The sequence below is a fragment of the uncultured Tateyamaria sp. genome, assembly GCF_947503415.1.
GTDB lineage: Bacteria > Pseudomonadota > Alphaproteobacteria > Rhodobacterales > Rhodobacteraceae > Tateyamaria.
Genome location: NZ_CANNDS010000004.1, coordinates 46,001 through 68,235, shown reverse-complemented (window position 1 = coordinate 68,235; position 22,235 = coordinate 46,001). Strand labels below are relative to the sequence as shown.

22 protein-coding genes are annotated in these 22,235 nt (G+C 60.1%); 14 read left to right on the top strand and 8 right to left on the bottom strand.

Going from position 1 to position 22,235, the window contains the following annotated elements; all coding sequences use genetic code 11:
• The first annotated feature begins 2 nt into the window (after positions 1 to 2).
• Positions 3 to 659 (top strand): lipoyl(octanoyl) transferase LipB, encoded by a 657-nt coding sequence (lipB, locus tag Q1A32_RS19260; RefSeq protein ID WP_299656907.1) that lies wholly within the window; start codon positions 3 to 5, stop codon positions 657 to 659.
• Between the two features lie 92 nt (positions 660 to 751).
• On the opposite strand, the gene Q1A32_RS19255 is transcribed toward lipB, so the two are convergent.
• Positions 752 to 3,232 (bottom strand): Hint domain-containing protein, encoded by a 2,481-nt coding sequence (locus Q1A32_RS19255; RefSeq protein WP_299656904.1) that lies wholly within the window; start codon positions 3,230 to 3,232, stop codon positions 752 to 754.
• 377 nt (positions 3,233 to 3,609) lie between these two features.
• Here Q1A32_RS19255 and ctaD point away from each other — a divergent pair, with 377 nt between their 5' ends.
• The 4 genes from ctaD (at position 3,610) to Q1A32_RS19235 (ending at position 7,541) form a co-directional block, all read left to right on the top strand.
• Positions 3,610 to 5,283 (top strand): cytochrome c oxidase subunit I, encoded by a 1,674-nt coding sequence (gene ctaD, locus Q1A32_RS19250; RefSeq protein WP_299613914.1) that lies wholly within the window; start codon positions 3,610 to 3,612, stop codon positions 5,281 to 5,283.
• Positions 5,284 to 5,356: 73 nt separating this feature from the next.
• The gene (locus Q1A32_RS19245; protein WP_299656902.1) at positions 5,357 to 5,941 is read left to right on the top strand and encodes a hypothetical protein; all 585 of its coding nucleotides are present in this window, start codon (positions 5,357 to 5,359) and stop codon (positions 5,939 to 5,941) included.
• A gap of 414 nt (positions 5,942 to 6,355) precedes the next feature.
• Complete coding sequence (locus Q1A32_RS19240) at positions 6,356 to 6,976, top strand: peptidoglycan-binding domain-containing protein (RefSeq protein WP_299656899.1); 621 nt, start codon at positions 6,356 to 6,358, stop codon at positions 6,974 to 6,976.
• 82 nt (positions 6,977 to 7,058) lie between these two features.
• Positions 7,059 to 7,541, top strand: a complete 483-nt coding sequence (locus Q1A32_RS19235) for a DUF2244 domain-containing protein (protein ID WP_299656896.1) — start codon at positions 7,059 to 7,061, stop codon at positions 7,539 to 7,541.
• A 119-nt stretch (positions 7,542 to 7,660) separates the two neighbouring features.
• Here the strand turns inward: Q1A32_RS19235 and Q1A32_RS19230 are convergent, their stop codons facing one another.
• On the bottom strand, positions 7,661 to 8,128 hold the full coding sequence (locus Q1A32_RS19230) for a GatB/YqeY domain-containing protein (protein ID WP_299656893.1): 468 nt from the start codon (positions 8,126 to 8,128) through the stop codon (positions 7,661 to 7,663).
• 207 nt (positions 8,129 to 8,335) lie between these two features.
• Between Q1A32_RS19230 and carA the strand changes: the two genes are divergently transcribed.
• Both carA and Q1A32_RS19220 read left to right on the top strand, forming a co-directional pair.
• The gene (gene carA / locus Q1A32_RS19225; protein ID WP_299656890.1) at positions 8,336 to 9,484 is read left to right on the top strand and encodes a glutamine-hydrolyzing carbamoyl-phosphate synthase small subunit; all 1,149 of its coding nucleotides are present in this window, start codon (positions 8,336 to 8,338) and stop codon (positions 9,482 to 9,484) included.
• Between the two features lie 82 nt (positions 9,485 to 9,566).
• Positions 9,567 to 11,468 carry a glycosyltransferase gene (locus tag Q1A32_RS19220; protein ID WP_299656887.1) on the top strand — a complete coding sequence of 634 codons (1,902 nt, stop codon included), beginning with the start codon at positions 9,567 to 9,569 and terminating at the stop codon, positions 11,466 to 11,468.
• On the opposite strand, the gene Q1A32_RS19215 is transcribed toward Q1A32_RS19220, so the two are convergent.
• Complete coding sequence (locus tag Q1A32_RS19215; protein WP_299613907.1) at positions 11,465 to 12,136, bottom strand: GntR family transcriptional regulator; 672 nt, start codon at positions 12,134 to 12,136, stop codon at positions 11,465 to 11,467. The genes Q1A32_RS19220 and Q1A32_RS19215 overlap by 4 nt on opposite strands.
• 86 nt (positions 12,137 to 12,222) lie before the next feature.
• Here Q1A32_RS19215 and Q1A32_RS19210 point away from each other — a divergent pair, with 86 nt between their 5' ends.
• Positions 12,223 to 12,870 (top strand): pyrimidine 5'-nucleotidase, encoded by a 648-nt coding sequence (locus tag Q1A32_RS19210; RefSeq protein ID WP_299656884.1) that lies wholly within the window; start codon positions 12,223 to 12,225, stop codon positions 12,868 to 12,870.
• 62 nt (positions 12,871 to 12,932) lie between these two features.
• A complete protein-coding gene (locus tag Q1A32_RS19205) occupies positions 12,933 to 14,138 on the top strand; it encodes a UbiH/UbiF family hydroxylase (RefSeq protein ID WP_299656881.1) in 1,206 nt (401 codons plus the stop codon).
• Positions 14,139 to 14,157: 19 nt separating this feature from the next.
• On the opposite strand, the gene Q1A32_RS19200 is transcribed toward Q1A32_RS19205, so the two are convergent.
• Positions 14,158 to 15,285, bottom strand: coding sequence for an aminotransferase class V-fold PLP-dependent enzyme (locus Q1A32_RS19200; RefSeq protein ID WP_299656878.1), 1,128 nt, complete (start codon positions 15,283 to 15,285; stop codon positions 14,158 to 14,160).
• 354 nt (positions 15,286 to 15,639) lie between these two features.
• Between Q1A32_RS19200 and Q1A32_RS19195 the strand changes: the two genes are divergently transcribed.
• Entirely contained in the window at positions 15,640 to 16,437 is a 798-nt protein-coding gene (locus Q1A32_RS19195; protein WP_299656874.1) for an AraC family transcriptional regulator, read from the top strand.
• Here Q1A32_RS19195 and Q1A32_RS19190 read toward each other — a convergent pair.
• Complete coding sequence (locus Q1A32_RS19190) at positions 16,402 to 16,893, bottom strand: Lrp/AsnC family transcriptional regulator (RefSeq protein ID WP_299656872.1); 492 nt, start codon at positions 16,891 to 16,893, stop codon at positions 16,402 to 16,404. The two genes, Q1A32_RS19195 and Q1A32_RS19190, sit on opposite strands and share 36 nt — an antisense overlap.
• The gene (locus Q1A32_RS19185) at positions 16,890 to 17,345 is read right to left on the bottom strand and encodes an Lrp/AsnC family transcriptional regulator (RefSeq protein ID WP_299656869.1); all 456 of its coding nucleotides are present in this window, start codon (positions 17,343 to 17,345) and stop codon (positions 16,890 to 16,892) included. The genes Q1A32_RS19190 and Q1A32_RS19185 overlap by 4 nt, the downstream gene beginning before the upstream one ends.
• Before the next feature lie 131 nt (positions 17,346 to 17,476).
• On the opposite strand from Q1A32_RS19185, the gene ilvC reads away from it, so the two are divergent.
• Complete coding sequence (gene ilvC, locus Q1A32_RS19180; protein ID WP_299613894.1) at positions 17,477 to 18,499, top strand: ketol-acid reductoisomerase; 1,023 nt, start codon at positions 17,477 to 17,479, stop codon at positions 18,497 to 18,499.
• Positions 18,500 to 18,509: 10 nt separating this feature from the next.
• Here the strand turns inward: ilvC and Q1A32_RS19175 are convergent, their stop codons facing one another.
• Positions 18,510 to 19,193: a helix-turn-helix transcriptional regulator gene (locus tag Q1A32_RS19175; protein ID WP_299656866.1), complete on the bottom strand. Its 684-nt coding sequence runs from the start codon at positions 19,191 to 19,193 to the stop codon at positions 18,510 to 18,512.
• 71 nt (positions 19,194 to 19,264) lie between these two features.
• Here Q1A32_RS19175 and Q1A32_RS19170 point away from each other — a divergent pair, with 71 nt between their 5' ends.
• Genes Q1A32_RS19170 through Q1A32_RS19160 form a run of 3 tightly spaced genes read left to right on the top strand, consistent with a single transcriptional unit; the run spans position 19,265 to position 20,839 of the window.
• Positions 19,265 to 19,588 (top strand): NIPSNAP family protein, encoded by a 324-nt coding sequence (locus tag Q1A32_RS19170; protein WP_299656863.1) that lies wholly within the window; start codon positions 19,265 to 19,267, stop codon positions 19,586 to 19,588.
• The gene (locus Q1A32_RS19165) at positions 19,585 to 19,932 is read left to right on the top strand and encodes an antibiotic biosynthesis monooxygenase (RefSeq protein ID WP_299656860.1); all 348 of its coding nucleotides are present in this window, start codon (positions 19,585 to 19,587) and stop codon (positions 19,930 to 19,932) included. Before Q1A32_RS19170 ends, Q1A32_RS19165 begins: the two co-directional genes overlap by 4 nt.
• Positions 19,922 to 20,839 (top strand): DMT family transporter, encoded by a 918-nt coding sequence (locus tag Q1A32_RS19160; RefSeq protein ID WP_299656857.1) that lies wholly within the window; start codon positions 19,922 to 19,924, stop codon positions 20,837 to 20,839. Before Q1A32_RS19165 ends, Q1A32_RS19160 begins: the two co-directional genes overlap by 11 nt.
• 49 nt (positions 20,840 to 20,888) lie before the next feature.
• Here the strand turns inward: Q1A32_RS19160 and glmM are convergent, their stop codons facing one another.
• Positions 20,889 to 22,235, bottom strand: a complete 1,347-nt coding sequence (glmM, locus tag Q1A32_RS19155; protein WP_299656853.1) for a phosphoglucosamine mutase — start codon at positions 22,233 to 22,235, stop codon at positions 20,889 to 20,891.

The window sequence follows — 22,235 nt, the reverse complement described above, 5'->3', positions numbered from 1 at the left end:
CCATGGTCGAATGGATCACGACACCGGGGCTGACCGACTACCGCGAGGCTGAGGCCTGGATGGAAGAGCGCGCCACGGCGATTGCGGCAGGAAAGGCCGACGAATGCATCTGGCTGCTGGAACACCCGCCGCTCTACACGGCGGGCACGTCGGCAAAGGCAGATGATCTGACAGACCCCGATCGCTTCCCGGTGTTCCAGACGCGCCGTGGTGGGCAATACACTTACCATGGACCGGGTCAGCGCGTGGCCTATACGCTGCTCAATGTTGGCAAGCGCGGACATGATGTGCGGGCCTTCGTACAGGATCTGGAAGCATGGGTGATCGCCACGCTGGATACCTTTAACGTAAAGGGCGAGATCCGCGAGGGTCGCGTTGGCGTCTGGGTCGAACGGCCTGAAAAGCCGCCCGCTGGGGGCGGTGACGTGGCCGAGGACAAGATCGCAGCCATCGGCATCCGTTTGCGCAAATGGATCAGCTTCCACGGGCTCAGTATCAATGTCGAACCGGATCTGTCGCATTTTGGCGGCATCGTGCCCTGCGGTATTGCAGACCATGGGGTGACATCGCTGGTAGACCTTGGGTTGCCTGTGACGATGGATGACGTCGATCTCGCTTTGCGTCAGACGTTTGAAACGGTCTTTCACCCACCCACTTGATCCAACAGACGCCTGACGGCGGCATCATTGCTCAAGGGGCTCCGCCCCCGCCTTTCAGGCTCCCCCGTGGTATTTCCAGTCAGAAGAAGGCATCAGCCAAGCATACCTGCGAGCGCTTTGGCCTCATATCCTTTCATGACGGGACGCACGCATCGGCTGGCGCACATCAAAAGCTCCGGGAACAGGCGCGCGATCTCGGCGGCGACGGCCCCCTCTTCACTGTCCTCGAACTCGGCCGCGTCCACCGCCTCACGGGTCAGGTGGAAGGTTTCAGTGGCCGCCCCTTCGGCAAAGATGACCTCGTGCCGATCCATCAAGATGTGGTAGTATGTCACCTGCCTGCACGGGGTTCGGTAAATCCTGTCCCCCCGAACAAGGTTCGCTGCACTCACCAGCACCTCATCGGCACCAAAGAGCATTTGCGCCCGCCAATCCGAGATCAGCATCCGGTGCGCGGGCGACACGATCAGATCACGTCTGTTGTCGAGCGCACCGGCCGAAATGCGGATCGGTGCAAGATCACCTGATCCATCCACCTTGCGCCGCAGGACCGCCCGCACCGGACGATCCCCGTTGTCCCACGTGCGCAATCGCATGCCGCGCCGCAGGTTCTCCACTGGCACCGGACCGTCGACTGTTTCGATCAACGCACCAGCGGTAAAACAGGCCACGTTTGTATTGTCGAAGGTCAGGTCGGTTCCGGTCACGCCGGTCATGCCGATCGACCCGCCCAATGCCGTGTTGTCGCCGAAGTCGCCCGCGGACTGGTCCAGCACCCCGTTGTCCGCGAAGTCGTCACGCAACTCGTGGATGTGGGTGTAGTAGGCGCTTAGGTCAATGAAGTCGTTGTTGGTCTGATCGCCGTCACCAATCGATCCGCTGTTGCCGGCGTTGAAATCGGTGATGACATCGTTGCCGTCACCTGCGTTGAACACATAGACGTCGTCGCCTGCCCCGCCGGTCAGCGTGTCGTTGCCCGTGCCCCCTGTCAGCGTGTCGTTGGCCGTGTCCACCCGTGCGACACTGACATTGTCGATCGCAAAGCTTTCATTGCTGAGGCTCGAATTCAACGTGCTGCCAAAGCCAAGATCAAGCGTCACGGGCGGCGTGTCGATCGTGATCACGACGTTCATGATCGTGTCTTGCGAGTTCGATACCGATGCGTCGTTGGTGTAACCAAGTTCACCCGTTGCCGCGTTGGTGAAATCCAGCGTGTAGGTGGCCCCGTCCGCGCCCACAAAGCTCTGGCTCGCCGGAGAGGACGTGTCCCCCGCGAGATGACTGAAGCGCACCTCTTCCCCGTTCAGCGTGATAATGAAATCTTCGCCATCCCAGCTGTCCAGAAGCAGCGCGTCAAATTCGACCTGCACTTGCTGGGCATCTTCACCCAACTCGAATGTACGCTGGGTGGCAATCGTACCATCGCCTGCACCAAAGCGACCGAGTGATGTGCCAAGGTCCGGGTCCGTCTCGGTCGTGTTGTTGGTCCAACCGTCAGCCCCGTTTTCGAAATCATCGGAATAGAGCGTGGTTGTATCTGACCCGTCATCGCCGACCAGGCTGTCGGCACCGGCGCCGCCCGTCAGGCTGTCAGATCCCTGTTCGCCTTCCAGAGTGTCGTTGTCGTCGCCGCCCTCAAGCGTGTCGTCCCCTGTCCCGCCGGTCAGGCTGTCGCTGCCTTGGCCGCCCGTGACCTCATCACTGCCGGATCCACCATCAAGCGTATCGGCCCCTCCATCCCCTTCGACCAGATCGTCGCCGCGTCCGCCATCGACACTGTCATTGTCCGCGCCGCCCGAAAGGCTGTCATTGCCGCCATCGCCGGTAATCGTGTCGTCGCCCGCACCGCCATCGATGACATCGTCGCCCTCCACACCCGCAGGCGTGCCGGTGACCGAATACTCCGGCCCCGGCGGTGTGCCGATCATGGGTGAGGTCAGAAGGTTCTGTGTGGCATTCCCCGTATCCGGTCCGTTGATCGTCGCCGACAGCGTGTCACCGCCTCGGTTTTCCCAGTAACGGATCTGAATTGTATAAGTCTCGTTCTGGTCGAGGGTGACATCGCCGAACCGAGTTGTGTTGGCTTGGTGAAAGTCGTTGTTCAGATAGTCGAGCGTGCCGCCGGTCTGGTTGGCAAACTGCAGTGGATTGCCATTGGAATCAAAGATTTGAATGGTCGATCCGTCATCCGAAGATGTGGTCAAGCGGTAGGTCCCACCGCTCGTGACATTCAGTGTGCTGGTGTAGATGACCCCGAAATCCTCAGGGTTACCGGTGGTGCCGCGCACCGTGTTCGTCAATCCGCCCTCATTGAAGTCGGAGACGTAGCCCGATGCCGTGCGCACACCATTTTCGATGTTAAACGCCTGCCCGGCTGACGAGCTGAAATCGAAATCAAAGGTTTCGAAGTGCCACGCGCCCTCAACCGGTCCGTCACCGCTGAGTACGTCCGCACCAGCGCCACCAGTAATGGTGTCGTCGCCAAGGGCACCGGTCAGCGTGTCTGCGCCGGTCGTGCCGGAAATGACCTGGTCGCCCTCGGTCCCGGGGTTCGTATTGTCGTTGGTTGCCATATCCTGCACTCGCTCGTCTGCGCTTTGATGCGCTTGAAGGGTAGGAATGGCCTTGGAATCGGGCTTATCGAGGGATGAACAAAGTCTTAAAGGTCCCGTTCATGTGTTCTTAATAAGGCACAAAGGGGGTTCCGGAAACGATACCCGACGGCCCTTTGGCAATTGTCGCCGATCACGAAACGCGCGTGACGCGACACCATAGTTCGAAATCCGGACTCACGCACATCATGCAAGATGTTTCACACGCGACAATTCATCCCGGCTTATACGTGCATCTTCCATTGATGCGGGCACGCCAAAACTCTAGAACCACTCAAGAATCCGTGCGCGGAACGGGAACCCCGCGTATGAAGAAACCAACAGCCAGGAGGCACCGCATGGCAGACGCAGCCATTCACGGGCACGAGCACGAAGACGAACGGGGGTTTTTCACCCGTTGGTTCATGTCCACCAACCACAAAGATATCGGTATTCTGTACCTGATCGTATCGGCCTTTGTCGGCTTCATCTCGGTCGCATTCACAGTGTACATGCGCCTCGAACTGATGGATCCGGGCGTCCAGTACATGTGTATGGAAGGCGCACGCCTGTTCGCAGCCGAGGCTGGAACATGCACACCCAACGGGCACCTTTGGAATGTTTTGATCACCGGTCACGGCATTCTCATGATGTTCTTCGTGGTGATCCCCGCCCTCTTCGGTGGATTTGGCAACTATTTCATGCCCTTGCAGATCGGCGCGCCGGACATGGCGTTCCCCCGCATGAACAACCTGTCCTTCTGGCTTTATGTGGCTGGGACAACGTTGGCGGTCTGCTCGGTCCTCGCACCGGGGGGGAATGGCCAGTTGGGGTCCGGCGTGGGCTGGGTTCTGTACCCGCCGCTGTCGACCAATGAGCAGGGCATGTCGATGGATCTGGCGATCTTCGCGGTCCACGTCTCGGGCGCGTCGTCGATCTTGGGTGCAATCAACATGATCACCACCTTCCTGAACATGCGTGCCCCAGGCATGACGCTCTTCAAGGTGCCGCTCTTCTCATGGTCGATCTTCGTCACATCGTGGCTGATCCTGCTGTCCCTGCCAGTTCTGGCGGGCGCGATCACCATGTTGCTGATGGACCGCAACTTCGGCTTCACCTTCTTTGATCCGGCCGGTGGCGGTGACCCCGTGCTTTACCAGCACATCCTGTGGTTCTTTGGCCACCCGGAGGTCTACATCATCATCCTGCCCGGCTTTGGCATCATCAGCCACGTGATCGCCACGTTCTCGCGCAAGCCTGTCTTCGGCTACCTGCCGATGGTCTGGGCGATCATCGCGATCGGTGCCCTGGGCTTCGTCGTGTGGGCGCACCACATGTACACGGTCGGCATGTCGCTGAACCAACAGGCCTACTTCATGCTGGCCACGATGGTGATCGCGGTGCCGACAGGGGTGAAAGTTTTCAGCTGGATCGCCACCATGTGGGGCGGCTCGGTTGAGCTGAAGACACCTATGCTCTGGGCCTTCGGCTTCCTGTTCCTGTTCACCGTCGGTGGCGTGACAGGCATCGTGCTGAGCCAGGCGGCTGTGGACCGCTACTACCACGACACATACTACGTGGTGGCTCACTTCCACTACGTGATGTCGCTGGGCGCAGTCTTCGCTATCTTCGCCGGGGTCTACTTCTACTTCCCCAAAATGACGGGTCGCATGTATCCCGAATGGGCAGGCAAGCTGCACTTCTGGGCGATGTTCATCGGGGCCAACCTGACCTTCTTCCCCCAGCACTTCTTGGGTCGTCAGGGCATGCCACGCCGCTACATCGACTACCCTGAACAGTTCGCCTACTGGAACCAGTGGTCGTCCTGGGGAGCGTTCCTGAGCTTTGCCTCGTTCCTGTTCTTCTTCGGCGTCATCGCCTATTCCCTGCGCGCAGGCGCACGGGTGACAGAGAACAACCCATGGAATGAATACGCGGATACGCTGGAATGGACCCTGCCCAGCCCACCGCCAGAGCACACGTTCGAAATCCTACCCAAGCAAGAAGACTGGGACAAACAGCACTCGCACTAAGCGTGGGCTGACGTGAAAAGGCAAAGGGCTCCGGTGGCGACCGGTGCCCTTTTTTAATGGTAGATCTGAATTGATGTTTCTTCCGCCGACGCTGGACGCTGTTTCCGTCATCTGTCTTTTACTCTTGGGCATGATCAGCTTGCGGCTGTATCGCAATGGTGTCTCCGCGGCACTCCACGCAGCAAGCCTCGTGGCACTCAGTCTGGTGTCCATTGGCGTGTCCATCGTTTACGCCACGGTCACACACTTCATGTCAGACCCGCACACATTGTCAGAGGCCATAGCCGCGCTCAGCGGACGGCCCCCTCAGCTCGTTCTATCACTCATTGGCGTTCCACTATTCGTTCTGGCGTGCCTCGGACCTTGGCAGGCGCTTACAGGCAACTGGCATGGTGCGCTGTCACGCGGACGCCTCTATTGCGTGCATTGGGTCGTGGTGATCGGATGGTTGGCAATTGCCCTGCTCGAACCCACGAACGTTTTCGCATTGCAGCCGAACCTGTCAGAGCGCTCACCAGAAGAGGCAACAAGCCAGATTGATCAATTCCGCCGTGCCAGAGATATCTATAGATTTCTTATTCTGGGGTATGCGGCGCTGGTTGCGGCCATATTCCTCGCACCGTTTGTCCAATGGGCGACACACCGTAGCCTGCAGTGACTTCGGAGCATACCGTACAGGTGACTTGCCGACAAACTGCGCCTGCAACCCACTTCGCGAACATCCTGGCGCTCATCTCGGTGCTCCAGCCAATCGCCTTCACACTCTGCGCACTTGTTTCCCGACGCCCCGCTTCTTCTAACTGAAAACTCCAAGGCGCGAGTGGCAAAGCCGCCTAAATGCCGCCTCAAACGGCGCCTGTTATGCAATATCAAGCGCCCCAATCCGGCCAATCACCGCGCACGCACGCGCCCAAACGCGCAGATCACCGCCCACGCATGCGCGAGGGGCACAGACAACCTTCCACCCCATGCCCTCTGCCCCATATGCCTATCCACACTGCTGCCCGCGGACCGCGCTGCCCGAACACCGCACCCGCTTCCCGCAGGACACAGACGAAAAAAGGAGCATGTCATGCTGTCCAAAACACTCATATCTGCCGCAATCGCGGCCTCGCTGGCCCTTGTGCCTGCCACCCAAGCTGCGGCTGACAAAAAAGACTTCATCGCCGGGGCCATCCTCGGAGGCATAGGCGGCGCGATCATCAACAACGAAGTGCGCAAGAACAAGCAGCGCCAGGCGGCTCGTCAACGCGCCGTGGCCCCGCGGACGACCTACGCCGCCAAGCCCCGGACGTACCGCGCGCCAGCCAAGAAAACCTACCGTCCCTCGATCCCGGCTACGACAGAAGGGCGCGAGATCCAATCGTCGCTCAACTACTTCGGGTTCGACGCAGGGTCGATCGACGGCAGGGTCGGCTCAAAGACCCGTGACGCCATCTCAGACTATCAGCGCTATATGGGCTATCAGGGCACAGGGCAGCTGACGACGTTCCAGCAACATTTGCTGACGTCGTCCTACCTGCGTGCTGAAGCGGGCGGCAACCAGACCTTCCAGGACATCGCGTCGCATCCCGATGGGACACGTGGCCTCCTGAAACTCTACCGCGAAGAGCTCGCTTCGGGTGGGAGCCAGCAGCGCACGTTGCGGCCTGAACCTTCGGTCGCCCCCTCGGCTGCCTATACCGACTTGTAAGTTCAATTTCGGGGCGGCCAACCCGCCGCCCCGCGACATCCTGCCCTTCGACTTCAGGCGCCTGCGACGTATACTCTCGACCATGCCCTACCGCTGGACGACAGAACCAAACGCACAGGTGCAAGAGATGCACCTCTGGCCGCACAACTCGCTGCCACAAAAGGGCATGGCTGCGTTTGTACTGGCGACGTTCACCCTGATCCTGATCCCCGCCCTGCCCCTGCTGGGGACCGTTGTGCTGTGGGGCCTCTTGCCCTTTGTCTTGGGGGCTGTCTGGGCGATGTACTACGCCCTGCGCCGCAACCGCCGCGCCCGCCAGATCATCGAGGTGCTAACTGTTGATCCAGACGAAACCCACCTGACCCGCACCGATGCCAACGGGCAGGTTCAGGAATGGGACTGCAATCGCTACTGGACGCAAGTCACCAAATACGATGACGAGGGCCCTGTGCCCAACTACATCACGCTCAAAGGCAAGGGGCGCGAGGTCGAGATTGGAGCATTTCTGAGCGAGGAAGAACGCATCGCTCTCTACGATGATTTGCTGCGCGCGCTGCGGTGTTAACTGGTGTTAGTCGCCCAATTCAGGACTGGTTGGCGAATACCCAGTTTGGGCCAGTGAGCACGCAGCCGACATCGAAAAATGTGTAAATTAACACGCCTTAAGGCACCGTGTGTAAACCGTCAGGACGGCGCGCACAGCCTTTCCTTGACCATCGGACCCACCGCGCCGAAATCCATCTGACCGGTATACTTCGACTTCAGCACCCCCATCACCTTGCCCATGTCGCGTATGCTGTCGGCACCCACTTCGGCAATGGCGGCATCCACCGCTTGGGCAGAGGCATCCGCGTCCAGTTTCTGCGGCAAATACTCTTCGATGACAGTGATCTCGAACAGCTCCCGCTCGGCCAGATCAAGGCGCCCGCCCTCTTCATAGGTCTTGGCGCTCTCGCGGCGTTGCTTGGCCATTTTGCCAAGGATCGCAAGGACTTCGTCCTCGCCTACCCCGTCATCCTGACCTGCCGCACGGGCGTCGATATCCTTGTCCTTTATCGCGGCATTGATCAGCCGCAACGTCGACAATCGGTCTGCATCCTTGTCTCTCATGGCCTGCTTGAGCGCGGCCGAAATCTTGGTGCGCAAATCCATTATGATGTCCATCCCCATGGGCACGTGTTGAGCACCTAAACTAAGTCATACGTCAGGTTGTGGCAAGGAAATGAAAGGCCATTAAGTCATTGATTTTGATATGGAAATGAAATTGCCTTCGGCCCTTGACCCCACCCGCTACCCACATTAGTTTCCGCCCAATTTGCCTGCACCCCGCTGTTTCTGCCCGCATCTGGAAGGTTTGCCATGACCCCTGCCACACCCACCGCCTGCCTTGCACTTGCCGATGGCACACTGTTCTACGGCCAAGGGTTCGGGGCAACGGGCGAAACCCAGGCAGAGCTGTGTTTCAACACTGCCATGACGGGCTACCAAGAGATCATGACCGACCCGTCCTACGCCGGTCAGATCGTCACCTTCACCTTCCCCCACATCGGCAATGTCGGCGTGAATCCTGAAGATGACGAGACCGGCGATCCCGTGGCCTCCGGCATGGTCGTGAAATGGATGCCCACCGATCCATCCAACTGGCGTGCAGCACAGGACTTGTCGGGCTGGCTGGCGGCGCGCGGGCGCATTGCCATAGGTGGTGTCGACACCCGCCGCCTGACCCGCGCCATTCGGCAAGCAGGCGCACCACATGTGGCACTTTCACACAACCCGGATGGTGAATTTGACATTGAAGCACTGGTGGCCTCGGCCCGCGATTTCGCCGGTCTCGAAGGTATGGACCTTGCCAAAGACGTAACCTGCGCCCAGTCCTACCGCTGGAATGAAATGCGGTGGGCGTGGCCCGAAGGATACACGCCCCAGACCGATCCCAAGTTCAAGGTGGTTGCCGTCGATTACGGTGCCAAGCGCAACATCCTGCGCTGCCTTGCCTCTGCCGGCTGCGACGTGACCGTCCTGCCCGCCACCGCCACCGCGGATGATGTGATGGCCCACGAACCCGATGGTGTGTTCCTGTCGAATGGCCCGGGCGACCCCGCTGCCACTGGTGAATACGCGGTGCCCATGATCAAGGATGTACTGGAGAAGGACCTGCCAGTTTTCGGCATTTGTCTCGGGCACCAAATGCTGGCTCTCGCCCTCGGCGCAAAGACGGTCAAGATGAACCACGGCCACCATGGCGCCAACCATCCCGTCAAGGATCTGGATACCGGCAAGGTCGAAATTACCTCGATGAACCATGGCTTCGCCGTGGATGCCCAGACCTTGCCTGACGGCGTCGTGGAAACCCATACCTCGCTTTTCGACGGGTCCAACTGTGGCATCCGCGTCCAAGGCAAACCCATCTATTCGGTGCAGTATCACCCCGAAGCAAGCCCCGGCCCGCAGGACAGCTACTACCTGTTTGAACGGTTTGCGGAGGCGATGGCTGCCCGCTCAGGTTGAATACCTAGGTCAACACAACAGCCTTAACCGGTTGTTAACTATGGATTGTCATTGGTGAAGGTTCCTGAGCCCGGGACCCGCAATGAGCGATCCACTATTACGCCTGTCTTCTCCACAGCCGGTCATCCGGCAGCGTCGGCCCGCCGTCCCCGTTGGGCGCCAATTGGTCAATGCCGGGCTGATCAGCCAAACCACATTGCTGGACGCACTGACGCAACAACGCAGTCTGGACGCGCCTTTGGGCGAAATCCTGGTGGCCGAAGGGCATGTCGACCCGGACGATGTTCTTGCTGCCCTCGCCCTGCAACACGAAGCGGATCGCGTTGATCTGTCCATCAATCCACCGAATTCTTTAATGGCCGAGGCCATTCCGGCGCAAATATGCCAGCGCTTCGGCATTGTGCCCTGGCGTTGGATCGGCGATGCGCTCTTGGTCGCAACCGCGCGCCCGGATCAGATGAACATGCTGCGGCAAGCGCTGGACCGCGCCCCATGGGAGGTGCTTCCGGTCATTGCACCCATTGCTCAGATCCATGAACAGATCACCGCCCTGCATGGCGACGACCTTGCGCACCAAGCAGCTTTCAAAGTGCCCGAAGACATCAGTTGCCGCACCTGGGGACCTAAACCCGGCCAGAGGCGCGGCATCACGGCGACGGTTGTGGCTTGCGTCTTACTGCTTTGCCTGATTGTCACACCGGCGTGGTTTGTCACTATTCTGTTCGCGTGGGGCATTCTGACACTGATGATGTCGGCGGGCCTGAAGCTGTTGGCAGTCCTTGCACGGCTGGTGCACAGCATGCCTGCCCACCCCAAACCGAAGCGAAGATGGCTGCCCGAACGCCTTCCACGCGTGTCTGTCATGGTCCCGCTGTTCAAGGAAGAACGGATTGCCGAAGCGTTGATCAAACGACTGTCGCGGTTGAGTTACCCCAAAGCGCTGCTTGACGTCGTGCTGGTGCTTGAGGCGAAAGATACGGTGACCCGCGCGACGTTGGCCCGAACGGAATTGCCACGCTGGATGCGCGTGATCGAAGTGCCGGATGACGGCACGATCACAACGAAACCACGCGCCCTGAACTATGCTCTGGATTTTTGTCAGGGCGACATCATCGGTGTCTGGGATGCCGAAGACGCGCCGGAAATCGACCAGATCGAAACTGTGGTAGCGCATTTTTCGGCAGCAGACCCAGAGGTTGTTTGCCTTCAGGGGATGCTCGACTACTACAACTCGCGCCACAACTGGTTGGCGCGGTGCTTTACCATTGAATACGCAAGCTGGTGGCGTCTGCAATTGCCTGGTGTGTCGCAGTTGGGTTTGGTTCTGCCACTAGGCGGCACAACCCTGTTCTTTCGTCGAAGCGTGCTGGAAGAACTGGGCGGATGGGACGCGCACAACGTCACCGAAGACGCTGATCTCGGCTTGCGGTTGGCACGGCGCGGGTATCGAACCGAACTGATCCCGACCGTCACATATGAAGAAGCAAACTGCCGTGCATGGCCGTGGGTCAAACAACGGTCACGGTGGCTCAAAGGCTTCTTCATCACCTATTGCGTGCATATGCGGAAGCCCACTGAATTGCTGCGCGACCTTGGTTTTCTGAAGTTCATGGGCGTTCAGGCCATGTTTCTGGCAACCGTGTCGCAATTCGCGGCCCTCCCCCTGCTCTGGACATTCTGGCTGCCTGCGTTCGGGTTGCCGCATCCGGTCGTTACAACGTTGGGCGAAGCGGTCGTCTGGCCCTTGGCCACGCTTTTTGTCGCCGCCGAGTTGTTGAACATTCTGATCGGCATGCTGGCTGTGTCTGGACGCGCGCATCGCCATCTCATGCCTTGGGTTCTGACACTGCCGCTCTATTTCCCGCTTGGCGCGCTGGCGAGTTACAAGGCGATCTACGAGTTGGTCTTCGCACCATTTTATTGGGACAAGACCCAGCATGGCACGGCAAGCGGTGACATCGTGGCGCCATTGGGCCCGGACTAGGCTTCGTCCCGCCGCTTTTCTGCGTCCTGCTTCAGGCGAGTCATGAACGCGACAGAGATATGGTCGCGCAACGCCTGCCCTGCCTCGGCTTCATCTTTTGCCTCGATGGCACGGACGATGCGATCATGTTCGTCTTGCGCTATGCGGGTCCGACCCTGCGCCGACAAGGATGTGGTGGCCATCAGCGCCATGGTCCGGTGCACCAGATCCAGTTGCTGAACAAGGTAGCGGTTGTGCGAGGCCAGATGGATCTGCGTATGGAACCGTCGGTTTGCGCGCGCCAGGGCGGGCGGATCATTGATCAGTTCGTTGTCGGCCTCGACCATGTCCCGCAGGATGCGCACTTCTTCCGCCGTCGCGTGCTGCGCTGCCAGTGACGCGGCCAACCCTTCAAGTTCGCGGCGTACCACATAGAGTTCCGACATCTGGTTGTGGTCCAGAGATGCCACAATCAGGCTGCGCCCGTCGCGCGACAACAGCGACTGTGTTTCAAGTCTTTGCAGTGCTTCGCGCACAGGTGTGCGGGATACGCCAAACCGCTCTGCCAACTCACTTTCCACAAGCCGGTCGCCGGGCCGGTAGGTCCCGATGTCGATCGCTTCCAAAATCATCGAATAGGCGTCGGTGTTGCTGGGGCGTGGGGCGCGCATGGCATCCTCGCAAGTCATTGAATTTCCTCACCGTAGAGCGGGCACCCGCATCCGCGCAACCCCAAGTGCTTGCGCCGGTTGCCCGTCCCCCCTATCCAAGCATCATGCCAGCTGCCGATTTCACACATGTGCGTACTTGGGTCTTTGACCTGGACAATACGCTTTACCCGCCAAGCGTCCGCCTGTTCGACCAGATCGAAGTGCGCATAACTGCCTACGTGATGGACGCACTGAGCGTCTCCAAGGCCGAAGCCGACCGCCTGCGGGTGCACTACTGGCACACACACGGCACGACGCTCGCGGGATTGATGCGGGAACATCAGGTCGATCCCCTGCCCTTTCTCGAAGATGTGCATGACATTTCGTTTGATCAGCTGACCCCTGATCCCGACCTCAAGGCCCATATCACCGCGCTGCCGGGACGCAAGATCGTCTACACAAACGGCTGCGCGCCCTATGCCGAACAGGTTGTGGCCGCACGAGGGCTGTCGGGGCTTTTTGATGCCGTCTATGGCGTCGAACACGCGGACTTTCACCCAAAGCCCGACCGGGCGGCCTTTGATCGCGTGTTCGCACGCGATGGGTTGCGCCCTGATGAGGGTGCCATGTTCGAAGATGACGCGCGAAATCTGGCCGTGCCCCATGCGCTTGGCATGCGGACCGTGCACGTGGCCCCTGCGCGAGGTGACGGCGATCACATCCACCACCACACCGATGATCTGACGGGCTTTCTGTCCAAGCTGGCCGGGTAGGACAGGATGCCGCCTTGGCCTCTGGTACGCGCGGCATACTTTGGACGTGACGGAGGCGTGATATGACCCAGACCTGTGACATCCTGATTTCCGGCGGCGGCATTGCTGGACTGACTGCTGCGGCGGCCTTTGGCAGCGCAGGCTTCAGCGTCCTGTGCGTCGATCCCGCGCCGCCTGTCACCGACAGCGCGTCCTCAGGCTCGGACATGCGCACAACAGCGATGCTGCAACCCGCCCGCGACTTGCTGGAGCGCGCAGGGGTCTGGGACGCTTTGGCCCCGTATGGTGCCGCCTTGGAGGTCATGCGTATCGCGGACGCCGCAACCGAGACGGGCGCCGCCCGCGAGATCAAGTCCTTCCGAGCGTCCGATGTATCGGACCTGCCGTTTGGCTGGAACTTTCCAAACTGGCGGCTGCGACGAGAATTGGTCGCCCAACTGGACGCCTTGCCCAATGTTGATTTTCGTCCCGGCACCGGCACCACCCGATTTCTGGGCCGCACCGCTGAAGCCCGCGTGGGCCTGAGCGACGCAACATCCGTCAGAACCAAACTGGTGGTGGCCGCGGACGGGCGTAATTCACCGATGCGTCAGGCTGCGGGGATCGGTGTCAACACACGGCGCTACGGGCAAAAGGCGCTGGCCTTTGCCGTCACCCACCCCATCCCGCACGAGAACGTGTCAACCGAAGTGCATCGCACCGGTGGCCCTTTCACGTTGGTGCCACTGCCGGATCGCGACGGCATGCCATGCTCTGCCGTTGTGTGGATGGACGAAGGCCCAAAGTCGGCAGCGCGCATGGAATTGGACGAACCGGCGTTCGAGGCAGAGATGTCCGAGCGCAGCTGCCATATGCTCGGCCCCCTCACGCTTGAGTCACGCCGGACCATCTGGCCCATCATCAGCCAGGTCGCGGAGCGTTTGACAGGCACGCGCATCGCCCTGATTGCAGAGGCAGCGCATGTGGTGCCCCCGATCGGCGCGCAAGGACTGAACATGTCATTGGCTGACACGGTGACCCTGCTTGAGCTTGCCGAGGCGCGACCAGAGGGTTTGGGCGACGCGGCGATGCTGGCGGCCTATCACAAGGCCCGGTTCAACGACATCAAGATGCGCGTGACGGGTATCGACCTGCTGAACCGAGCGAGCCAGGCGACATCCCCTCTGGCAAGGGACGCCCGCGCCTTTGGGCTGAACGCCCTGCATCAGATCACGCCGGTCCGCAAAACGCTTATGGAGCTGGGCCTGGGCGTCAAACGCGCAGGCTGAGCGTGCAAGGACTTCGGCGCTACAGCACCTGATCAACGACGCGCTTCAGACGCGCAACGGTCCCATCCACATCATAAAGCTTGTCGAGGCCAAAGAGCCCAATGCGGAACGTCCGAAAATCCGCAGGTTCGTTGCATTGCAGCGGGACACCGGCGGCAATCTGCATACCTTCGGCGGCAAAACGTTTGCCGGTCTGAACCTCCGGATCAGCCGTGTAGCTGACAACCACGCCCGGCGCACCAAAGCCCTCGGCGGCAACAGATGTAATGCCCTTGTTGGCCAGCATCCCGCGCACTGCATTCCCCAAAGCCCACTGCGCATCCTTCAACTTGCCAAAACCATACGCTTGCGTCTCTTTCATCGTATCGCGGAAGTCGCGCAGCGCATCCGTGGGCATGGTCGCATGATACGCGTGACCTCCGCCTTCATAGGCCTGCATGATCTGGTGCCATTTCTTGAGGTCGATGGCGAAGCTATCTGACGTCGTCTCTTCCAGCCGCGCCACGGCCCGCTCGGACAGCATGACCAACCCCGCACAGGGTGACGCGCTCCACCCTTTCTGGGGTGCAGATATCAGTACATCGACGCCAAGCGCGCGCATATCAACCCAGGCACAGCCCGAGGCAATGCAATCGAGTACCATAAGTGCGCCAACCTCATGGGCTGCCGAGGTCATCGCCGTCACATAGTCATCAGGAAGGATCACGCCCGCGCTGGTCTCCACATGCGGGGCAAAGACAACATCGGGCTTCTGTTCCCGAATGGTCGCGACCACCTCGTCAATTGGCGCAGGCGCAAAGGGCGAGGGAGATGCATTGCCGGTCTGCCGCGCCTTTAGAACGGTGATGTTTGCCGTCAGACCTCCGGTTTCGAAGATCTGGGACCAGCGGTAGGAAAACCACCCGTTGCGGACGACCAGCACATCCGAGCCGCGTCCAAACTGGCGGGCCACGGCTTCCATCCCGAAGGTGCCGCCACCCGGCACCACGACAACGGCATCAGCGGAATAAACCTCTTTCAACATCGACGAGATGTCGTTCATGACACCCTGAAACGCGGCGCTCATATGGTTGAGAGAACGGTCTGTAAAGACGACCGAGAATTCTTCGAGGCCTTGGGGATCAACGGTGTCGAGCAATGCGGGCATGTCATGTCCTTTCATAAGTTCCCGGTACATATCGCCCGATGGCGATCTCGGCAAAGCCTACTTCGGTATACCGCGCACGCGTGCTTGGCCGGAAAGCCGCACAAACCGGCACCTTTATCAAAATACTGCACCGGTCAGTGCACAAATTCATAAAACTGCACCACCTTGCAAGACAGGTGCCGCCATCTATGTCAGCGTTATCGCCAATTGATTATGACACACACAACCATCTCTCAGGGCCCGCCCCCAACCGAACCACGACACACGCGGTCTCTTGATCGCCTTTTGGGCGATCAGCTTGTCCGAAGCGAAAAGATCAACGGCTTTGTTGGCCGTCGTTTACGGGCCAACAGAATGATTCAACACACCGATGGAATGATCCATGTGCCGGGCATGGTCGATCATACCCTATTGTATCACATCAATGGCGGTGTCGTTCATCGGTACGAGGGGCGTCGGCAAACGGGGCTGAGCGATAAGTTGCGCACCTCGTCCCTCCAGCCAGCCTATCAGGACAACGGATGGGACATGCCCGATAATGTGGACGTGCTGCATCTTTGCATTGATGACAAGGATCTTAGACACTTCGCGACCTCCGAATTTGGATTCGATGTGGGCCGGTTGGAAATGCGCGACCACATGTGTGTCAATGACAAGTTCATGCACCACCTTGCCCCGCTGGTCCTGCAGGAACTGCAGTCCGATCTGCCGCAAACCCACCTGATGCTCGACGGGTTCGATTCCGTCGTCGCCGGCCACATGTTGCGGGCGTATTCGAACATGTCCGACATCGTGGTCGCAACCGAGGCACGCGAAAGCAAACATCGCGACAAGGAATTGGTCAAAGCAATCCGCGACCTGGTGTTGGACAAGCTTGAAGAAAACATGACTGCCAACGAAATCGGCCAAATCCTTAATGTCAGCCCCTTCCGGCTGATGCGGCTCTTCAAGAACGAGATGGGCATCAGCCTTCACCAATTCGTACTGCAAAACCGGGTGGCCTATGTCCGCGATCAGCTCAAGCATTCCGATACGCCCCTCGTTGATTTAGCCTATGACGCTGGCTTCTCGAGCCAGCCGCACATGAACGCCAGCTACACCAAGATCATGGGTATCTCACCGGGGCGGCACCGCAAGCAGCTCAGAAATTGACCCCAGCGGGCCGGGCCTGCGCTCTTCGCTGAGCAGGACGTTCGCCTCGACCTCGCCCGCGCCGGGCAGCGTCATGATGCGCCGCCGCAGGACCCGCTCGAAATCCGGCAAGTCACGGGCCACCACGCGCAAGCGATAATCATAGAGGCCCAGCACATGCTCCACTGTCTGCACCTCCGGGATCGCGGACACGGCCCGTTCGAAGTCATCAAGGCTCACCCGCCCCTTCGTCGCGAGCTTAACGCCCAGAAAGACAGTCACACCAAATCCCAGTTTTTCCGCATCAAGAACAAGCCTTTGTCCCCGGATCACACCCGCGTCGCGCAATCGCTTGATCCGCCGCCACGCCGCAGGTTGGGACAATCCACAGGCCCGGCCAATGGCCCCCGCCCCCTGCCCGGCATCCTGTGCCAGCAGCCGCAGGATCGCAAAATCGGTGTCATCCAGATCGGTCACAGCGGCAGCGCCTCATCACTTTTGATCCGCGCCACATGCATCAACGCCTCGATATCCGCGATATGCGGCAGGGTCAGGATACAGCTGCGGTAAAGATGCTGGTAATGGGACATGTCCCGGGCAATCACCGACAGGCGTACATCAACGCGACCCAGAAAGGTCTGGATCTCGATCACCTCAGGCACCTCACGCGCCGCTTCGATGAAATCATCAAATGCACGCCCCTGTGTTTTGTCCAACGTCACTCGCAACGACACCTCGACGGCATATCCCAAGGCGGCCCAATCAATGGCAGCCTGTACGCCTTTCACCAAGCCGGCATCGCGCAATTTGGCCTGCCGCCGCGCCAATTGCCCAGGACTGACACGCGCGCGCTCCGCCAACTCTGCCGGGGCAAGGCTTGGGTCCGCCTGCCACTGACGCAGAATGCGCCGATCTACATCATCGAGCATGATTTCAACATAAATTTAGTATTACAAGCATGATCCACTCTTCATCTTGCCAAATAAACTCAAAAGCCAACCCTGACCAGAGGCAATACCGCCCGTATAACGCGCCCAGACATTCCAACGGAGGGAACACCATGCGCGTTTACTACGACCGCGATTGCGACATTAACCTGATCAAGGACATGAACGTGGCCATCCTTGGCTACGGCTCCCAAGGCCACGCCCACGCGCTGAACCTGCGCGACAGCGGTGCCAAGAACGTCGTTGTCGCCCTGCGCGAAGGCTCTGCCTCCATCGCCAAAGCCGAAGGCGAAGGCCTGAAAACCATGGGTATCGCCGAAGCGGCCGCATGGGCCGACCTGATCATGTTCACCATGCCCGATGAACTGCAGGCCGAAACCTACAAGAAATACGTGCACGACAACATCCGCGAAGGTGCCGCCATCGCGTTCGCCCACGGCCTGAACGTCCACTTCGGCCTGATCGAACCCAAGCCCGGCATCGACGTCGTGATGATGGCGCCCAAAGGCCCCGGCCACACCGTGCGCGGTGAATATGTCAAAGGCGGCGGCGTGCCCTGCCTTGTGGCCGTCGACAATGACGCATCCGGCAAGGCGCTGGAAATCGGCCTGTCCTACTGCTCCGCCATAGGCGGTGGTCGCTCGGGCATCATCGAGACCAACTTCCGCGAAGAATGCGAAACTGACCTCTTCGGTGAACAGGCCGTGCTCTGTGGTGGCCTTGTCGAACTGATCCGCATGGGGTTTGAGACACTGGTCGAGGCGGGCTACGCCCCCGAGATGGCCTATTTCGAGTGCTTGCACGAAGTGAAGCTGATCGTGGACCTGATCTACGAAGGCGGCATTGCCAATATGAACTACTCGATCTCGAACACGGCTGAGTATGGCGAATACGTCTCCGGACCGCGCGTGCTGCCCTATGACGAGACGAAGGCTCGGATGAAAGCGATCCTGACGGACATCCAAACCGGTAAGTTCGTGCGCGACTTCATGACCGAAAACGCCGTCGGCCAGCCCTTCTTCAAAGGCACACGTCGCATCAACGACGAACACCAGATCGAAGCCACAGGCGAGACCCTGCGCGGCATGATGCCATGGATTTCGGCTGGCAAAATGGTCGATAAATCAAAGAACTAAATTCGGTTCTTCATGTTTCGGGAAAGGCCGCTGCAAAGGCGACCTTTCCTTTTTCAGACAATAGGATCGCGCGGCTGCCCGCATCCCGGTGCATCCAGCCCTGATCCTCCATCCGGGTCAGCATGGCGCGCCCCAATGCCCCCGCCAGATGATTGCGCCGCTCCGACCAGTCCAGACAGGTCCGGCACATGAGCGTCCGCCCCTTTTCCAGTCCCTCCAGGTCAATCCCAAAGCCTGACGCAAAGTCACGCCCCGCCGATGTCAGCGTGACATCCTCGCCGAACTCGGCCAGAAGGTCGCGCCCGATCAGGCTGCGATACATCTGCACGCCCATGCGCCCGGCCAAATGATTATAGCAAACCCGCGCCACCTGCATCTGCGCATCGCGCGGCCCCGTGCGCACCCGTGTGGCACCCCGGCGTGCGGCCAACCCCATCAGGGCCTCCAGCACACCCGCCACCTCGGCATCTGCCAAATGGAAATACTTGTGCCGCCCGGACTTGCGCGGCGTGATCAAATCCGCCTCCGTCAATTTCGACAAATGCCCGCTGGCCGTGGACAGGCCCACGCCCGCCTCCTCCGCCAGTTCCGACGCCGTCAACGCGCGCCCATCCATCAGCGCCGTCAGGATGTTCGACCGCGCCGGATCACCGATCAGCGCCGCAATCTGCGAGATATCCGGACCTTCCTTCATAGTTCGACCGTAGCCGAAGCATTACCGCAAGTCAAAATGCTACCCACGGCCCGTCAACGAAAGGACCCGACATGCTGACCTGCATCATGCAATATCAAATCGACCCAACGAAACGCGCAGCCTTTGCAGAATATGGGCAACGTTGGGGCCAGTGCATCCCCCGCTGCGGTGCCGATCTCGTGGGATATTTTGCACCTCACGAGGGGTCTGCCTCGCTCGCCTACGGCATCTATCACATTGAAAACCTTGCCGCTTATGAAGCGTACCGCGCCCGCCTCACGGCTGACCCACTGGGACGTGAGAATTACCTGTTTGCACAATCCGAGAAATTCATTCTCAAGGAAGACAGGACATGGCTCACCAATGTATCCGCACCAAATGGAGGCGCCACATGATCGCTGTTATCTTCGAGGTTTGGCCCAAGGACGGGCACCGCACGCCCTATCTCAACCGGGCCGCGACGCTCAAGGAACACCTCAGCGACATCCCCGGCTTCATCTCGGTCGAACGCTACGAGAGCCTGATGGAGCCCGGCAAACTCCTGTCCCTGTCCTTTTGGGAGGACGAGGCAGCCTTGGAGCATTGGCGCAAACTGCCCGAGCACCGCGATGCGCAATCCTCGGGCCGTGACATCCACTTCGACAACTACCGCCTGCGTGTGGCGGGCGTGATCCGCGACTACGGCATGACGGTCCGTGATCAGGCCCCCGCCGACAGCAAGGCCCTGCATGACCGATAGCCCCCGGATCACAGCCAAAAGCTGGCTGATGGTTGCCATACTTGGGTTTACATGGGGCGGCACGTTCCTTGTGACAGAGGTTGCACTGACCGGCATCACGCCCTTCTGGCTGGCCGCCGGGCGCATCTGCTTTGCCGCCATCCTGATGGTGGCGATCTGGGGTACGTTGGGTGCACGGCTTTTCGACGGCAAGGCAAGCTCTGGCACCTGGACGTCACTCGCGGCAATCGGCGCATTCAGTTCGGCCATTCCGTTCATGCTGCTTGCCTGGGGCCAGCAATACGTCACGTCCGGTTTTGCCGGTGTGTCCATGGCCTCCGTTGCGCTGATCGTCCTGCCACTGGCGCATTTCTTCGTACCGGGGGAGCGGATGACATGGCGACGCACTCTCGGCTTCATCATCGGCTTTGTCGGCGTCTGTATCCTGATCGGCGGTCAGGCGTTTGAGGCCAGCGGAGCGCAATTGGAAACCGCCGGGCGCATCGCCTGCATCTGCGCGGCAAGCTGTTATGGCATCTCATCCGTCTTGATGCGCCGCCTGCCGCCCGTGGACCCTATCGGACTGTCCACCGTTCTGCTGCTGATCGCAGCCTGCATCGTACTGCCTGCCGCATGGATCGTCGAAGGACCACCACCGCTTCCCGACACGCAAACTCTTGTGGTCATTGGATTTCTCGGCCTCATCCCCACAGCCGCCGCCAACATGTTGCGTGTGCTGGTCATCCGCAGTGCCGGCCCCGTTTTCATGTCGATCACCAATTATCAGGTGCCTGTCTGGTCCGTTCTCATGGGGGCGGTACTGCTGAACGAGCCGCTCCCCTCCAGTCTGCTTCTGGCCATGGCACTGATCCTGACGGGTGTCGGCCTCAGCCAATACGGCGCGCTGCGCAGGTTGTTCGCGCGCTGATCCAAGATTTCATCTTGCCAGAAAACTCCCCCCGGAGGGTCGGTCCGCCTCAATGCGCGACGGCTGCCTCAACCGCCTGCACAACATGTTCGACGCTGGCGTTCAAAACCGCTTCGTCCTCGCTTTCCGCCATAACCCGGATCAAAGGTTCGGTGCCCGACTTGCGGATCAACAAACGGCCATTGCCATTCAGCTGCCCCTCAGCCTCTGAAATCGCGGTCTGCACTGACGCCATTTCCAACGGAGTCTGTCCGGCGGCAAAACGAACATTCTTCAGCAATTGCGGCACCGGATCAAAGACGTGCAGGACTTCGCTCGCCCGCTTGCCCGACTGCACCAACTCGGCCAAAAACTGCAAACCGGCCATCAATCCATCGCCTGTCGTGGCATAGTCGGTCATCACGATGTGGCCCGACTGCTCCCCACCAAGGTTGAAGTCGCCCTGCCGCATCCGTTCAACGACATATCGGTCGCCCACGGCCGTCCGTTCCAGCGTCACGCCATGCCCTTGCAGGAACCGCTCAAGCCCAAGGTTCGACATGACTGTCGCCACCAAGGCGTTGTTCTTCAACCGTCCCTCAGACGCCCAGCGGGCGGCCATAAGGCCCATAAATTGGTCCCCGTTGCCGACGCGGCCTTCTTCGTCCAGCAGGATCACGCGGTCCGCATCGCCATCCAGACAGATGCCCACATCAGCACCGTGGGCCACAACCGCCTCAGCAGCGGTTTGCGGATAGGTCGACCCACAGCCCTCGTTGATGTTGTGTCCGTTCGGCGACACGCCCACGGGGATCACGGTTGCGCCCAGTTCCCACAGCGCTTCAGGCGCCACGCGGTAGGACGCGCCATTCGCGCAATCAATCACTACCTTCAGACCATCGAGGCGCATGGCACGCGGAAACGACGATTTCACGCGCTCGACATAGCGGTACCTGCCGTCATAGACGTGCTTGGCGCGCCCGATTGTCCCCGCGGGGACAGGGTCAACCCCCTGAGACACAAGGTTTTCTATTTCCGCTTCCGCCGCATCGCTCAGCTTGAACCCATCAGGGCCAAAGAACTTGATGCCGTTGTCATGCGCCGGATTGTGACTGGCGGAAATCATCACCCCAAGGTCCGCACGCATGGACCGCGTGAGCAGACCCACCGCAGGTGTCGGCACCGGGCCCAGCAACAGCACGTTCATGCCCGTGCTGGTGAGCCCTGCCGTCAGCGCATTTTCGAACATGTAGCCCGACAGACGCGTGTCCTTGCCGATGACGACGCGGTGCACGCTGTCACCGTCCCTGCGAAAGTACCGCCCCACTGCTGCGCCGATGCGCAGCGCCATCTCGGCTGTCATGGGGGCGAGGTTTGCAGTGCCCCGGACGCCGTCCGTCCCAAAGAGTTTTGTCAT